General features: G+C 62.5%; 15 protein-coding genes. 1 reads left to right on the forward strand and 14 read right to left on the reverse strand.

All coding sequences use genetic code 11. The annotated features are described in order from the left end of the window. Positions 1-39 precede the first annotated feature (39 nt). From kdsB to G533_RS21075, 6 genes are all read right to left on the reverse strand, one after another. The gene (gene kdsB, locus G533_RS0107675; RefSeq protein WP_027949450.1) at positions 40-804 is read right to left on the reverse strand and encodes a 3-deoxy-manno-octulosonate cytidylyltransferase; all 765 of its coding nucleotides are present in this window, start codon (positions 802-804) and stop codon (positions 40-42) included. Between the two features lie 13 nt (positions 805-817). After that, positions 818-1,807 carry a tetraacyldisaccharide 4'-kinase gene (lpxK, locus tag G533_RS0107680; protein WP_240472399.1) on the reverse strand — a complete coding sequence of 330 codons (990 nt, stop codon included), beginning with the start codon at positions 1,805-1,807 and terminating at the stop codon, positions 818-820. After that, positions 1,800-3,614, reverse strand: a complete 1,815-nt coding sequence (gene msbA / locus G533_RS0107685) for a lipid A export permease/ATP-binding protein MsbA (RefSeq protein WP_027949452.1) — start codon at positions 3,612-3,614, stop codon at positions 1,800-1,802. The genes lpxK and msbA overlap by 8 nt, the downstream gene beginning before the upstream one ends. Next, entirely contained in the window at positions 3,607-4,038 is a 432-nt protein-coding gene (locus G533_RS0107690; RefSeq protein WP_027949453.1) for an ExbD/TolR family protein, read from the reverse strand. Before G533_RS0107690 ends, msbA begins: the two co-directional genes overlap by 8 nt. Beyond that, positions 4,035-4,658 (reverse strand): MotA/TolQ/ExbB proton channel family protein, encoded by a 624-nt coding sequence (locus G533_RS0107695; protein WP_027949454.1) that lies wholly within the window; start codon positions 4,656-4,658, stop codon positions 4,035-4,037. The genes G533_RS0107690 and G533_RS0107695 overlap by 4 nt, the downstream gene beginning before the upstream one ends. 65 nt (positions 4,659-4,723) lie before the next feature. Then, positions 4,724-7,021: a DNA internalization-related competence protein ComEC/Rec2 gene (locus G533_RS21075; protein ID WP_051230094.1), complete on the reverse strand. Its 2,298-nt coding sequence runs from the start codon at positions 7,019-7,021 to the stop codon at positions 4,724-4,726. A 119-nt stretch (positions 7,022-7,140) separates the two neighbouring features. On the opposite strand from G533_RS21075, the gene G533_RS21080 reads away from it, so the two are divergent. Beyond that, positions 7,141-7,749 carry a DUF2062 domain-containing protein gene (locus G533_RS21080; RefSeq protein ID WP_084638871.1) on the forward strand — a complete coding sequence of 203 codons (609 nt, stop codon included), beginning with the start codon at positions 7,141-7,143 and terminating at the stop codon, positions 7,747-7,749. On the opposite strand, the gene G533_RS0107710 is transcribed toward G533_RS21080, so the two are convergent. The 8 genes from G533_RS0107710 to G533_RS0107745 all read right to left on the reverse strand — a co-directional run bounded on the left by G533_RS0107710 (position 7,661) and on the right by G533_RS0107745 (position 14,684). Continuing rightward, a complete protein-coding gene (locus G533_RS0107710; RefSeq protein WP_027949455.1) occupies positions 7,661-8,896 on the reverse strand; it encodes an FtsX-like permease family protein in 1,236 nt (411 codons plus the stop codon). The two genes, G533_RS21080 and G533_RS0107710, sit on opposite strands and share 89 nt — an antisense overlap. Continuing rightward, positions 8,883-9,578 carry an ABC transporter ATP-binding protein gene (locus G533_RS0107715; protein ID WP_027949456.1) on the reverse strand — a complete coding sequence of 232 codons (696 nt, stop codon included), beginning with the start codon at positions 9,576-9,578 and terminating at the stop codon, positions 8,883-8,885. Before G533_RS0107715 ends, G533_RS0107710 begins: the two co-directional genes overlap by 14 nt. Beyond that, positions 9,571-10,785 carry a lipoprotein-releasing ABC transporter permease subunit gene (locus tag G533_RS0107720; RefSeq protein WP_338035396.1) on the reverse strand — a complete coding sequence of 405 codons (1,215 nt, stop codon included), beginning with the start codon at positions 10,783-10,785 and terminating at the stop codon, positions 9,571-9,573. Before G533_RS0107720 ends, G533_RS0107715 begins: the two co-directional genes overlap by 8 nt. A 56-nt stretch (positions 10,786-10,841) precedes the next feature. Further along, entirely contained in the window at positions 10,842-11,078 is a 237-nt protein-coding gene (gene nqrM / locus G533_RS0107725) for a (Na+)-NQR maturation NqrM (RefSeq protein ID WP_027949458.1), read from the reverse strand. Between the two features lie 27 nt (positions 11,079-11,105). Then, positions 11,106-12,038 carry an FAD:protein FMN transferase gene (locus G533_RS0107730; protein WP_205622581.1) on the reverse strand — a complete coding sequence of 311 codons (933 nt, stop codon included), beginning with the start codon at positions 12,036-12,038 and terminating at the stop codon, positions 11,106-11,108. Between the two features lie 137 nt (positions 12,039-12,175). Next, the gene (nqrF, locus tag G533_RS0107735; RefSeq protein ID WP_027949460.1) at positions 12,176-13,399 is read right to left on the reverse strand and encodes an NADH:ubiquinone reductase (Na(+)-transporting) subunit F; all 1,224 of its coding nucleotides are present in this window, start codon (positions 13,397-13,399) and stop codon (positions 12,176-12,178) included. Between the two features lie 14 nt (positions 13,400-13,413). After that, positions 13,414-14,022: an NADH:ubiquinone reductase (Na(+)-transporting) subunit E gene (nqrE, locus tag G533_RS0107740; RefSeq protein ID WP_027949461.1), complete on the reverse strand. Its 609-nt coding sequence runs from the start codon at positions 14,020-14,022 to the stop codon at positions 13,414-13,416. Further along, entirely contained in the window at positions 14,022-14,684 is a 663-nt protein-coding gene (locus G533_RS0107745) for an NADH:ubiquinone reductase (Na(+)-transporting) subunit D (protein WP_027949462.1), read from the reverse strand. The genes nqrE and G533_RS0107745 overlap by 1 nt, the downstream gene beginning before the upstream one ends. Position 14,685: the final 1 nt, after the last annotated feature.

Genomic DNA, 14,685 nt, shown 5'->3' on the forward strand with positions numbered 1-14,685 from the left:
CCGGCTGAGGTGCGGCCGGCTGAGGTGCGTCTGACTTACTCACGCCCTCTCCTCCAAGCGTGCGCGAACTGCCAGCAAATCCTCGTGCGTGTCCACACCGGCCGGCACCTCGGCTACCGCGGCGGCAACGTGGATGCCCACGCCGTGGTACAGCGCGCGCAACTGCTCCAGCTGTTCCAGTTGCTCCAGCGGAGCCGGCGGCCAGCTCACGTAACGGTGCAGGAAGGCAACCCGGTAGGCGTAAATACCCACATGACGCCACCAGCGGCCATTCTCGGGCAGGCTTGTGCCAAGCGTTGCGAAAGCATCGCGGGGCCAGGGTACCGGAGCGCGGCTGAAGTAGAGTGCCCGGCCCTGTGCATCAGCCACCACTTTCACCGCGTTAGGGTTGCGCAGCTCCTCCAAACTCTCAATGGCAACACTCAGTGTGGCAATTTCGCAGTCCCTGTGTGCCGCCAGATTCGCCGCCACCTGGTCAATTACCGCGGGCGGAATCAGAGGTTCGTCGCCCTGCACGTTCACCACGATGGCATCATCCGGCAACTCGAGCAGGCGCACCACTTCTTCCAGTCGGTCCGTGCCGGAGGGGTGTTCAGGATCAGTCATCACGGCCTCGCCGCCAAACGCCGTAGCAGCGCGGTATACACGATCGTCATCCGTTGCCACTACCACACGCTGGGCGCTGCTACGCTGCGCCTGCTCCCAGACATGCTGGAGCATGGGACGCCCGGCGATATCCAGCAATGGCTTGCCGGGCAGACGGGTTGAGGCGTAACGGGCGGGGATAACCACAGTGAATTTCATAACGTGTACAGGCTCAATGCGATTGGGTGGCCAGCGCGACGATGCGCTCGATGACGGTATCCGGCAAGCGGGCACTGATCTTGAGATACCAGTGGTTTGCCGCGGCAAAAGCACGACATTTTACCGAGTCTTTCTCCGTCATGATAACCGGCGCCGCACCGAGGGCACTGAGGTCTGCCGCGCTATAGCTATGATGGTCGGGGAAAGCATGCTCGACGACCTGGTAACCCATGCCACGCAGCGTGTTGAAAAACTGCTGCGGTTGCCCGATACCGGCGACCGCGTGGACTTCGGCGCCTGACACAGGCGCACAACCCTGCGCCACCGCTCCCACCGCAAACACACCATCGACACTGTAGAATACCGATGTGCTCGCGTCCTCGCCGCCCCGCCAGAGCAGCGCATCGACACTGCGAAGGCGGCTTCTGGGTTCGCGCAGAGGGCCCGCAGGCAGGCAGAACCCATTGCCGATGCCGCGCCCGGCGTCCAGCAGGGCAATTTCAAGGTCCCGGGCCAGCGCATAGTGTTGCAGGCCATCATCGCACAACACCACATCCACCGACTGTTCGGCCAACAAGGCGCGCACCGCAGCCGGTCGATCAGGAGCCACCACACAGGGTGCGCCGGTGCGCTGGAATATCAGCAGTGGCTCGTCGCCGCAGTCGCTGGCGGTGCTGGCCGCGTTTACGCGATGTGGGAATGCGGCCGTGGGGCCTGCCCCGTAGCCGCGGCTGACCACACCCGGGCGCAGGCCACGCGCCTGCAGGGCTTCAACCAGGGCAATCACCACAGGCGTCTTTCCTGTGCCGCCCACGGTGATGTTGCCGATAATCACCACGGGCACTGGCGCACGGTATACACGGCGCAGGCCCCAACGGTACGCGAGACGCCGTAGCGCCATTGCGCTGCGGTAGGCCAATTCCAGGGGACGCAGAAGCCACGCCCAGCGCGCACCTTCGTACCAGGCCCGCAACAGAGCCGCTTCCACGGGTGAGCTAGTCACTGAACTCCTGATGATAGAGTTGCGCATACAGCCCGCCCTGTGCGAGCAATTCATCGTGCGTACCGGCCGCGACAATGCTGCCTGCATCCATGACCACGATGCGATCGGCACGCTCGACGGTGGAGAGCCGGTGGGCGATCACAATACTCGTGCGGTTGCGCATGATGGTGTCCAGGGCGCGCTGGATACGGTGCTCCGACTCGTTGTCCAGCGCCGACGTCGCCTCATCAAGAATCAGCACCGGTGCGTCCTTGAGAATGGCGCGGGCGATGGCCAGCCGCTGCCGCTGGCCGCCGCTGAGGCCACCGCCATCGTCGCCCAGCTCCGTGTCCAGGCCCTGGGGTAGACGTTCGATGAACTCCATGGCGTGTGCGGACTGGCAGGCCGCGATGACATCGTCGCGACTGGCGCCGGCCAGATCCCCATAAGCGACGTTATTGAAGACGGTGTCCTGAAACAGCGTGACATCCTGCGACACCATTGCCAGCTGACGCCGCAGGTTGGCCAGCTCGTAGTCGGCAATGGACATGTTATCCAGTGTGATTTCGCCATTCTGCAGTGGATAGAAGCGCGCCAACAACTGTATCAAGGTACTTTTGCCGCTCCCGGAACGCCCCACCAGGGCGACCGCTTCTCCCGCGCGGATGTCCAGGTTCAGACCGTTGAGCACCAGCTGGTTCGTGCCCGGGTAGCTGAAACTCACATTGCGCAGTGCGATATCGCCACGTGCCCGCGCCACGGTGTGCGTGCCGGTATCGAGCTCGTCCTCCAGATCCAGTTGCGCGAAGATGTCCTCTGCCGCCGCCAGCCCGCGCTGGATAATGCTCTGAATGCTGCTGACCTGCCGAATCGGCTTGCCCAGCAAGCCGGCGGCCGTTAGAAAGGCGACCAGCGACCCGGCGCTGAACCCGCTCAGGATGTCCGGGTTGAGCGCGAACCAGACCAGTGCCCCCAGGGCAATGGAGAGCATGGTCTGAATAACGGGCGTGCTGAACGCGTCGACGAAGGCCAGTTTCAGGCTCTGGTTGCGATTGTACTCGCTGGCCGCAGCGAAACGGCTGCTCTGCTGCGCCTGACCGCCGAACAGGCGCACCTCCCGGTAGCCGCCGATACTCTCGTTGGACACCTGGGTCACGTCCCCCATGGAGTCCTGTATGCGCCGGCTATAGCGCCGGAAATGCTTGCCGACCACGCTCACCACAAGGGCGATACAGGGCGCCACCAGCATGAATATCAGGCTCAGGCGCCAGTTAAGGTAGAAGAGATAACCCAGCAGGCCGATGACCGTAAGGCCCTCCCCCACGACCACTTTCAGCGCCTTGGTCGCAGCGCCGGTGATCTGCTCCACGTTGTAGGTGATTTTGGAAATCAGCACGCCCTGGCTGTTGCTGTCGTAATAACTGCTGGGGGCCAGCTGCATCTTGTCGAAAAGCTCGAGGCGCAATTGGTGTATCAGGTTGCGCGCCACGTGGTTCATGAAATAGTTGCCGGCGAAATAGCCCATGGAGCGGGTAAAAGCCAACACCACCATCGCAACCGGCACACCGATACGGGCGAACTCCAGACGGGTCATGTCGCCTTCATCCAGCAGGGCATAGGCCGCGCGCGCCACCAGGCCAGAGTCCGCTTTGTCGGATTCGTTCAGCGAGTCCAGCAGGAATTGCATGAGATCGGCCAGCAGCACGTTGCCGGTGGAATACAGTATGTAACCGGCAATGCTGAGCGCGAACAGGTACCAGTAGGGCAATACATAGGAGAGCAAACGCCGGTACAACTGCCAGTCGCTGGTGCGCGGCCCCTCAGTCACCGGCGGCGGCCTCCGCGGGCAGGCGGGTACTGATATTCATGTGCACGAAGCCCATCTGCCCCGCCGCATCCATGGCCCGCACGACAGCCTGATGTGCTGCCTGCGCATCGGCGGCGATAACCAGCGGCAATGTGGTGTCGCCGGCGGATACCTTGTAAATCGCCGCCTGCAGCGTGCGTACGCGGTTGTCCACCAGTGGCTGCCCATTTACCCGGTAGCGCCCCTCCTCGTCCACCAGCACTTCCACCTGTTGCTCGACGACCTCCCGCGGCTCACCATTGGCTTCCGGCAGGTCCAGCGTGAGCTGCGTTTCCCGCGTGAACGTGGTGGACACCATAAAGAAGATCAGCAGCAGGAATACCACATCGATCAGGGGCGTGAGGTTCACCCCCACTTCTGCGGCTTGCTGGCGGCGGAATTTCAAGTGCGCTCGTCCCGCCGTTCATCGTTGTGCAGGGCGTCCATGAGCTTGATCGTTTCCTGCTCAAGGCCGACGACAATGGCGTCAATACGGCCGACGAAATAGCGGTGCATGACCAGTGCCGGAATCGCCACCGCCAGGCCGGCGGCAGTGGTGATCAGCGCTTCCGAAATGCCACCGGCAAGCGCGCTCGCATTGCCCGTACCCTGCGCCATGATCTGTGCAAACACCTTGATCATGCCGACTACGGTACCCAGTAGCCCGAGCAGCGGCGCAACGGCGGCAATGGTGCCCAGCGTATTCAGGTAGCGCTCAAGCTCATGCACAACGTGGCTCGCAGCGTCCTGGATGCTCTCTTTCATCACATCGCGACCGTGGCTGGCATTCGCGAGACCGGCCGCTAGAATGCGCCCGAGCGGGGACGACTGGCGCAGGCTGCGCAGGCGCTGGGTGTCCAGCTCCCCTGCCTTGAGCTGCTTCCATACCGTGGCCAGCAGGTGCGGCGGCGCAATCTTCCTGGTATTCAGCGTGTACAGGCGTTCAACACAAATCGCCAGCGCGAGAATAGAACAGAGCAGAATCAGCACCATCAGCCAACCGCCCGCAGTTACAAGTTCCAGCACAATACATTTCCATTGCCCGAGTGGCCTGCATTATACGCACAGGCCCGAGGCCTGCGAAACTGCAGCTAGCGCTTCCAATACCGGGGCTCCAATGCCCGATGCTGTAGCAATACGGGCGCCTTTGCGGGGTGCAGCACCCACTCCAGCGCGCCCGACTCGGCGGTGCTGACCGTTGTAATGCCAGCCGCGCTGTGCCGGTCGACCACCACCCGCGCCGGGTGGCCGAAATGGTTGGCCCGGGCATGGGTGAACACCACGTAGGCTGGCGCCACCTGCCGCAACCAGGCCCAGGAGGACGAGGTATGGCTGCCGTGATGCGCGGCCAGGGCAATTTCACTGGCCAGGCTCGAGCGCCAGTAGCGAACCAGCGTTCTTTCGCGCTCAGCGCCGATATCCCCCGGCAATAACAGCTCGATACCGGGTAGCTGGATGCGCAGCACACAGGAGCCATCGTTCTTGTTGAGCTGCTCCCCTTTGGCGGGGGACAGCAGCTGAAACCGGACATCATCCCGCCAGCGCCATGCCGCACCCGCGCGGCACACTTGCGCCCCCACCGCGTCGGCGAGGTCGGGCCCTGCCCACAGCGCACCGGACACCCACCAGGGCCGCAGGCTTTCAATACCGGCACTGTGATCCCGGTCGCCGTGGCTCACGATCAGCGTGTCCAGACGGGAAATACCGCGCTGCCGCAGCACCGGAATGACCGCACGCTCGGCAACCGAGACACCACCCGGGGCACCTCCACCGGTATCGTAAAGCAATGCACGTTGGCGGTCGTAAACGAGGACGGATGTTCCCTGCCCCACGTCCAGCACGAGTACATGCACCGCCTGTGGACTCGCCACCCGATGGCTGGCAAACGGCAAAAGCAGCGGCAGCACCAGCGCGAACAGCAGTGTTCGGTGTAGCCAGCGCAACGGCATGCACAGCAGCAGAAGCGCCACAACCGACAGACCAAGGGCCAGGGGCGTTGTGACGATTTCCCGGAAGATCGCCTGTGGATACTGCTGAGCCAGAGTTTGCGCAAGCGGCAGGAGCCGGGCGAGAGGCCAGGCTCCCAGCGCCCAGAGCGGTGTTGCCAGGCCGCTGCCCATCAGCGCAGCAACGCTACCCGCGAGCACCAGCGGCACGACGATCATGCCTACCAGCGGCACCAACAGGGCGTTGCTCAGCGCCGCTATCAGGCTGGTTCCACCAAACCAGGCCCCGGCCAGCGGCAACATGGCCAGTGCCATGAATCCATGAGCCCCCAGCCAGCGGCGTCGACCAGACTGCCAGGCGCCAAACCAGAGCAAACACGCCACGGCCGTAAAGGACAGCCAGAAACCTGCCCCCAGCACAGCAAGCGGGTTTAGCGCCAACAACACCGCTGCTGCGAGCAGGAGATTGCGCCAGCTCAGTGCCGGGCGCCCGACCATCGCGGCACACAAGAGCGCAGCGAACATCAGCCATGCGCGCGATGTCGCCAGGGTGAAGCCTGCCAATGCCGTGTACAGCGTCGCCAGCAATAGCGCCAGCAGCGGAGGTAAGGCTCCGGTATTGCGATGCATGCCGAACAAGGCCAGTACGCGGCATAGGGCTGCGCCAAGCAGCAAGCCACAGGCAGCGACCATGCCCACGTGCAGGCCTGAAATGACCAGTAAATGACTCACCCCGAACTGTTGAAACACACGCCACAACGGCGTTGTGAGCCCATTGCGGTCCGCCACTGCGAGCGCGCGCACCAGTGCTGCCTCCGGCCCACTACCGAGTGCGCTGCGAATCTGCTCGCTGATTCGCTGACGAATCCTGTGGTGCCGCTCCCGGCCATCGTGCTCGCCAAGGCGTTGTGCAGGCGCCGTGCTGCTCACGCTGCCAACAGCGTCAATGCCGGCTTCCGCGTACCCGCGTTGTCTGTTTGTGCCGCCGGGGTTCTGCATACCCCAGGGTGTGCGCAGGCGCACCAGAAAGCGCCAGTGCTCCCCCGGCTGCAGGGTACGCCCACTGCTGTCGGTGAGCAGTAATCGCCGTGGACCGGCACAGGGGCCGGTGCCCGCAGTATCGCGAACAAACTCGAAACGCTGCCACTGGCGCCCCTCTGGTTGCAAAAATACCTGTGGTAAGCCTGCAATATGACCTTCAACCCAGGCTGGAGTGCGCTCACAATCCATCGGCAGACGTTTGGCCAACAGTGACTGTGCTGCGCAGAGTCCAACGGCCGTGCCCAATAACAGAGCTCCAGCCGTGCGCGCCAGCTGCGCCCCGCCCTGCCAGCTGAACAGGGCGAGCCCAGCAAACACCAGGGTGAGCCACACCGGGCCGGGAGAAGGCATAAGGGAGCAGAACGCTACGCCGGCGATAAACGCCACCAGCTGCGCAGGCATCAGTGGTTTAGCCGACTGTTTGCCGCCATAATACGGACCTGACAGTTACCGTGGTTAAGTCATTCCACTCAAACACGGCCTAGCCGATCCATACACATCAAAGCCAGCCAGATTGCCACATGCCCCGAAAGACCCTCAAACAGTGGCTGCCCTCGCCCACCCGCATACGCCGCATCGACAGCTTGCGGGTGCTGGGCGACTGGATCTACCAGCCCAACCTGTGGCACATCAACCGCTTTTCCGCGTCGATGGCCTTTTTCGTGGGTGTATTTGTCGCGTTTCTACCCATTCCCGGGCAAATGCTGGTGGCCGCCGTACTCGCGGTACTGTTGCGCTGCAACCTGCCCATGTCCGTGGCGCTGGTGTGGATCACCAATCCGCTAACCATGCCGGCGATGTTCTATCTGTCCTACCGGGTGGGCGCTTTGTTGATAGACGCGCCAGTGCACGTACTGGAGTTCGAGCTCAGCGCGGCCTGGATCACCGACCGTATCGAGATGATCTGGAAGCCGTTACTGGTGGGCAGCCTGTTGTCGGGGCTGTTGTTCGGTTCTCTCGGCTATACGGCGGTCAGCCTGTTGTGGCGCTGGCGTGTGGGCCACCACTGGCGCAAGCGCCAGGCGCGAAGGGCGCAGCGTGTTATACACGCTCCTGGTGAAGAATCTGTGCCGGCGCAAGACGAGCCGCCCGGCGCGCCGGATACAGCGCGGCCAGAACGCAAAGAGTGAACGCCAACAGCGACACCCAAAGCACATCCGACGCGAGTATTTCCACCGGCAGGAACGACACCGGGTAGACGTCGGTGCTGAGAAAGCGAATGCCCAGCACATGCTCCAGCCCCGCGACCAGTTGCGGAATGCCCAGGCTCAGCAAGACGCCAAATACACTGCCAAGCACCGCGCCCAGTACGCCGATCATGGCTCCCTGGAGGAGGAAGATACCGGTAATGTCGCTGCCGGAGGCACCCAGGGTACGAAGAATCGCGATATCGCCCTGCTTGTCGAAAACCACCAGCACCAGCGACGACACCACGTTGAAGGCCGCCACGCCGATAATGGAGAACAGCAGGATACTCACCAGGTCGCGAGAGAGCTGTATGGCGGAATACAGGTTGCCGTGCGTCATCATCCAGTTGGTGGTGTAATAGCCCGGTGGCAAATCTGCCAACAGCGACCAGCCCAGACCGTGCACGTTGAATAGATCATCAACCCGCAACTGCATGCCGCTCACGGCCCCCGCCAGCCCTGCCAACTCGGATGCCAACTCCAGGCTGATCACCGCGGCGGACTCGTCCAGCTCCGTACCGGTGGCAAACAGGCCGAGCAAGGTGACGGCCGCAAACCGGGTTGCCGCCGGGTTGCTGCTATCGCTGCCGGGAACGATCAGGGTGAGTGAATCCCCCGGTTTTGCACCGAGGCGGGCGGCCAGGCCGCTGCCTAACAGCAGCCCGCTTGATGCCTCGTTGAAGCGCTGCTGCAGCGCCGGGTCGAGTGCGGCGAGCAGTCCGTCAGTTTGCGCGGCCGGCAGCCCCATACCGATACCGGTTTCGATATCCCGCCCGCGCACGAACAGGGCATCAAACTGGACAAAGGGCTGCACTGATTGCACCTCCGGGCGCGCCGCCAGGGCGCTGGCGACCGGCTGCCAATCCACCAGCGGGTCTGTGCCATACACCGTAATGTGCGGCACCAGTGCAAGAATCCGCTCGCGCATCTCCTTGTCAAAACCATTCATCACCGACAGCACGGCAACCAGCAGGCCGATCGCCAGAATCAGCCCCAGCGCCGACAGGGACGCCAGAAACGTCGACAGGTACCCGCGCCCGAAGGCGAAACTGTAGCGCAGGGCGATACGCCCCTGATCACGCAGGCGCAAGGGCCTGCTCCAGCAGCGCGCCCTGGCGCAACTCCAGCGTGCGGTCCATGCGCTGTGCTATGCGCGGGTCATGCGTAACCACAATAAAGCCGGTGCTGGCCGCACTCAGGGAATCAATCAGTGCCAGCACCTGTTCGGCGGATTCCGGATCCAGGTTTCCGGTGGGCTCGTCCATCAGCACACAGTCAGGCTGGGTGACCAGCGCCCGTGCAATGGCGACACGCTGGCGCTCACCGCCCGACATCTCCCCCGGGCGGTGCTGCAGACGATGCTGCATGCCGACCTGCGCCAGAACCGCCTCCGCAGCCTGCCAGGCGCTACGCCGCCCCGCCCCGCCGATCAACAGCGGCATGGCGACGTTTTCGCGCGCGTCGAACTCCGGCAGCAGGTGGTGAAACTGGTAGACAAAGCCCAGGTGCTGATTGCGCCAGCGGCAGAGCGCGCGCTCGCCCAACGCTGCCAGGTCCTGGCCGCGAATCATTACCCGCCCCCGGGTTGGCGAGTCCAGGCCACCCAAGAGGTTCAGCAGGGTCGACTTGCCGGAACCTGATGCGCCCACGATGGCAATTTTTTCGCCCTCGCGCAGCGCCAGCTCCACACCATTGAGCACCTGGACTTCACGGCTGCCGTCCCGGTACACCCGGCCCAACTGTTCGCAGCGCAATACCAGCGCGTCATTCATAACGCAGCACCTCGGCGGGCGCGATGCGCGAAGCCCGCCAGGCGGGATAGACGCTCGCCAGCAGGCTCAACAACAGCGAGGCCACAATCACCGCCGCCACATCCTGGCCCTGCAGGCGAGCCGGTAGTTCACTGATAAAATACACTGAGGGATCGAACAGCTTGACGCCAAACCACTGCTCCAGCGACGCCGTCAGGCGGGCGATGTGGCTCGCCAGCGCCACGCCCAGCACGGCGCCCACGCCGATGCCGGTACAGGCCAGCCCCAGGCCATGGGCCAGAAAAATCGCCATGATTTCCCCTGAGCGCGCGCCCATGGTGCGCAGTACCGCGATATCGCCGCGCTTTTCCGCTACGGCCATCACCAGTGTGGACACGATATTGAACGCCGCCACGGCAACGACACTGAGCAAGAGCAGACCCACCATGATTTTCTCCATTTTCACCGCACGAAACAGGCTACCCTGGGTTTGCGTCCAGTCGCGGACCTGCACACCGGGTGGCAAGCCAGCCGCCAGCGCCGCCAGCTGCTGCGGTGCCGTCATCAGGTCGGCGGTGCGCAGCTGCAAGCCATCAACCGTGTCACCGGCGCCGAACAGCCGCTGGCCAGTCGCCAGGGAAACATAGGCCTGATAGCTATCGGGCTGGGCATTTACGGCAAACAGGCCGACCACATTCAAACGCTTGCTGCGCGGGAATGTGCCCAGTGGCGTCACCGTAAGGCTCGGCAGGGTCACGTCGATGCTATCACCCGGGGCAACCCCGAGCCCGCGCGCCAGAGCCGCACCCAGCACAATGCTGAAAGGCTGCTGCTCGAGTTCAGCCAGCGTCCCTGCCACCATGGCTTCACCTACGCCAGACACCCCGGCCTGACGTTCAACATCGATTGCGGTGAGATTGGCGCCGCGTGCTGTGCCGCGGTTCGCGAGAATAACCTTGTCCGCCAGATAGGGCGCAACCGCAAGCACATCCGGTTGCGCGGCAAGTTGGCCTGCAAGCTGTGTCCAGCCGTCAACACGCCCTTCCTCTGCTACCACAAACCCGTGAGGCACCAGGGCGAGAATGCGCTCGCGCAGCTCGCCGGCAAAGCCGTTCATTATGGAGAGCACCGTAATCAGGCTAGCCACACCCAACACCATGCCCAGCATGGATGCCGTGGCGATAACACTGGCAAAGCGATTACGTCGGCGACTGAAGCTGTAGCGCAAGCCGACGAAAATAGCGTAGTGAAGGCCCAGGGGAGTTACCTGCAGGTGTGTCGGTGTCAGCGATCAGCCGAATAGAAACGCGGATCGGTGTCCTCGTCGCCTGCTTTGCCGTTACGGGTTTCCTTTTCACAGCGGCCGGGGTCGCCGCCACAGATGTCGCAGGCGGTGTCGAAACCCAGTGCGCCCATGCCGCCGCAGGACCCCTTGATGGGCCCGCGGCCCATGATCACACCCACGGCCATGATACCCATGACGATCGCCATGAAGACAGCTGCCAGCAGAAATTCGGTCATCACTTTATTCCTCGCGGCCCGTAGCCGCTATTGGGTCGGGGTGCTCTGTTCCAGCCACGGCGCAAACGCGCTGGAGTACAGCGGCACAATACGCTCACCGTCGCGTCGCATCAAATAGACGGCCAGCCCCTCGGCTTCTGCCAGCGCCAACGCTTCATCGGCGCCGAGTACTGTGAGGGCAGTGGCCCAGCCGTCTGCGGTCATGCAGTCGTCCGCCAACACGGTGACAGAAACCAGATCGTGTGCCACCGGGTAGCCGGTTCGCGGGTCGATACTGTGAGAGTAGCGCCGCCCCTCCAGCTCGAAGTAGTTGCGGTAGTCGCCCGAGGTGGCCACGGCGATATCTTCCAGTGCAATACCCAGGGCAACGGCTCGCGCGCCGGGCTCGGGCCGCTCCACGGCGATGCGCCAGGCGTCGCCCCGCGGGCTGCTGCCGGCAACGCGCATCTCACCGCCCACTTCAACCAGAAAGCTGTCGATACCCTGTTCGCTCAGCGCATTCGCCAGCACATCGACAGCGTAGCCCTTGGCGATGGAGGACAGATCCAGTTCTACCTTGCGCAGGCGGCGCAGGCGTTGCAACTCGCCATCGAATTCGATGAACTGTTGACCGACACGGTTGCGGGCGGCGTCAATAGCGCTGGTCTGCGGCAACTCCATACGGGGTTGGACAGGGCCAAAGCCCCAGAGTTCGACCAGCGGCCCCACGGTGACATCATAGGCACCACCGGAGCGCTCGCCGATGCGCAGAGCCTCGGCCATAACGCGTGCGAAGTGGCCGGACACGGGCACCCAGCTACCGACGACACCGCGGTTGAAGCGGCTGATTTCCGAGTCAACCTGCCAGGTGGACATACTGTCATTCACGCTCACCAACAGGCCTTCCAGGCTTGCCTGCACCTGTTCCGGTGGTGCTGTCTGTGGGCCCGGCAGGTAGGTCACGTGCCAGGTCGTGCCCATGGTAGCGCCGGACAGGGCTACGCCGGAGTCGGGCTGCGAACACGCGGCGAGCAGCAGTATGCCGGCCAACAGAAAGCAGACTGGCCTACAAAAAAGCCACCCCGAAGAGTGGCTTTCACTGAGCGCGTGGCGGTGCATCACCCGCCGAAGTCGTCCAGCAGGATATTTTCCGGCTCAACGCCCATATCCGTCAGCATGCGCACGACAGCGGCGTTCATCATTGGCGGACCGCACATGTAAAACTCGCAATCTTCAGGCGCGGGGTGGTCCTTGAGGTACTCTTCGTACAGCACATTGTGGATGAACCCGGTCAGGCCATCCCAGTTGTCTTCTGGCTGCGGGTCCGAGAGAGCAACGTGCCATTCGAAGTTATCGTTTTCCGCGGCGAGCTGGTCGTAGTCTTCCACGTAGAACATTTCGCGCAGCGAGCGGGCGCCGTACCAGAAGGAAATCTTGCGCTTGCTGTGCAGGCGCTTGAGCTGGTCGAACAGGTGCGAGCGCATGGGCGCCATACCTGCGCCACCGCCGATAAAGATCATCTCGGCGTCTGTGTCCTTGGCGAAGAACTCGCCGAAGGGACCGTACACCTTCACCTTGTCACCGGGCTTCAGGTTAAAGACCCAGGACGACATGATACCGGGCGGGATACCTTCACTGCCGGGGGGGGGCGTGGCGATACGAATATTGAATTTAACCAGGCCGCGCTCTTCAGGGTAGTTGGCCATCGAATAGGCGCGGATGGTGGTTTCCTCTACCTTGGATTCCAGCTTGAAGAAACCGAACCGCTCCCAGTCGCCACGGTACTCCTCGTCGATATCGAAATCCTTGTATTTCACAAGGTGCGGTGGACATTCCAGCTGCACGTAACCGCCGGCACGGAAATCGACGTTCTCCCCTTCAGGCAGTTTGAGTGTCAGCTCCTTGATGAAAGTAGCAACGTTGGGGTTGCTCTCTACCGTGCACTCCCACTGCTTCACGCCGAAGACTTCCTCCGGCACTTCGATTTTCATGTCCTGCTTGACGGCGGTCTGACAGCTCAGGCGCCAGCCTTCCTGCGCATCGCGCTTGGTGAAATGCCCCTCTTCCGTGGGCAACATGGCACCGCCGCCCTCGGTGATGATGCATTTGCACTGCGCACAGGTGCCGCCGCCGCCGCAGGCAGAGGGCAGGAACAGTCCGCTCTCGGAGAGCGTCTGCAGCAACTTGCCACCCGCGGGGACGTGAATGGTTTTCTCGCCGTTGATTTCAATGGCGACTTCGCCACTGCTAACCAGGCGTGAGCGTGCACTCAGGATGATGGCGACCAGGGCGAGCACGATCGCCGTGAACATGGTAACACCGAGGATGATCGTCAGGTTCATAACAGCACTTCCGCCTAGAGATTCATACCACCGAAAGACATAAAGCCGAGAGACATCAGCCCTACCGTGATGAAGGTGATGCCAAGGCCCTGCAGGCCATCGGGCACATCACTGTACTTGAGCTTTTCGCGGATACCCGCAAGCGCCACAATCGCCAGCGCCCAGCCGACACCGGCACCGGCACCAAAGACCACGCTTTCACCAAAGGTATAGTCGCGTTCCACCATGAACAGCGCCGCACCCAGAATCGCACAGTTTACTGTAATCAAGGGCAGGAACACGCCGAGCGCGTTGTACAGAACCGGGACATACTTGTCGAGGAACATCTCCATGATCTGGACAATGGCCGCAATCACGCCAATGTACGAGAGCAGCCCCAGGAAGCTCAGGTCAACGTCAGGCAGACCCGCCCACGCCAGCGCGCCGTCGGCGAGCAGGTAGTTGTAGATCAGGTTGTTGACCGGCACGGTGATGGTGAGCACCACGATGACGGCGATGCCGAGGCCAATCGCCGCCTGCACCTTCTTGGAGATAGCGAGGAAAGTACACATGCCGAGAAAGAAGGCCAGCGCCATGTTTTCAATAAACACGGCCCGAATAAACAGGCTCAGGTACTGTTCCATTACGCGCCCTCCTCGGCTGCCGTATGCTTCGCCATGCGGAAGTCGGGCTCTTCAACCTGCTTCTTGTCCACGCTACGCAGAATCCAGATAAAACCACCAATCAGGAAGAACGCACTGGGCGGCAGCAGCAAAAGCCCGTTCGGGTTGTACCAGCCACCTTCGGTAACCAGGGGCAGTACTTCCATGCCAAACAACTTGCCAGAGCCAAACAGCTCGCGCACGAATGCCACCGCAAGCAGAACCGTACTGTACCCAAGCCCATTGCCGATGCCATCGAAGAAGCTGGGCAGCGGCGGGTTCTTCATCGCGAACGCTTCCGCGCGCCCCATCACGATACAGTTGGTGATAATCAGGCCAACAAACACCGAGAGTTGCTTGCTGATGTCGTAGGCGACTGCTTTCAGCACCTGGTCAACCACAATTACCAAGGACGCAATCACCGTCATCTGCACGATGATGCGAATACTACCCGGAATCTGGGTGCGTATCGCTGAGATGAACAGGTTGGAAAAGGCGGTAACCAGCGTCAGCGCAATACACATCACAACCGTGACCTGCAGAGACGAGGTGACGGCCAGCGCCGAGCAGATGCCGAGGATCTGCAGGGCAATGGGGTTGTTCTTGAAAATGGGCGTAATGAGGGTGTCCTTAACCGCTGACATC

The sequence above is a fragment of the Haliea salexigens DSM 19537 genome, from assembly GCF_000423125.1.
Lineage (GTDB): Bacteria > Pseudomonadota > Gammaproteobacteria > Pseudomonadales > Halieaceae > Haliea > Haliea salexigens.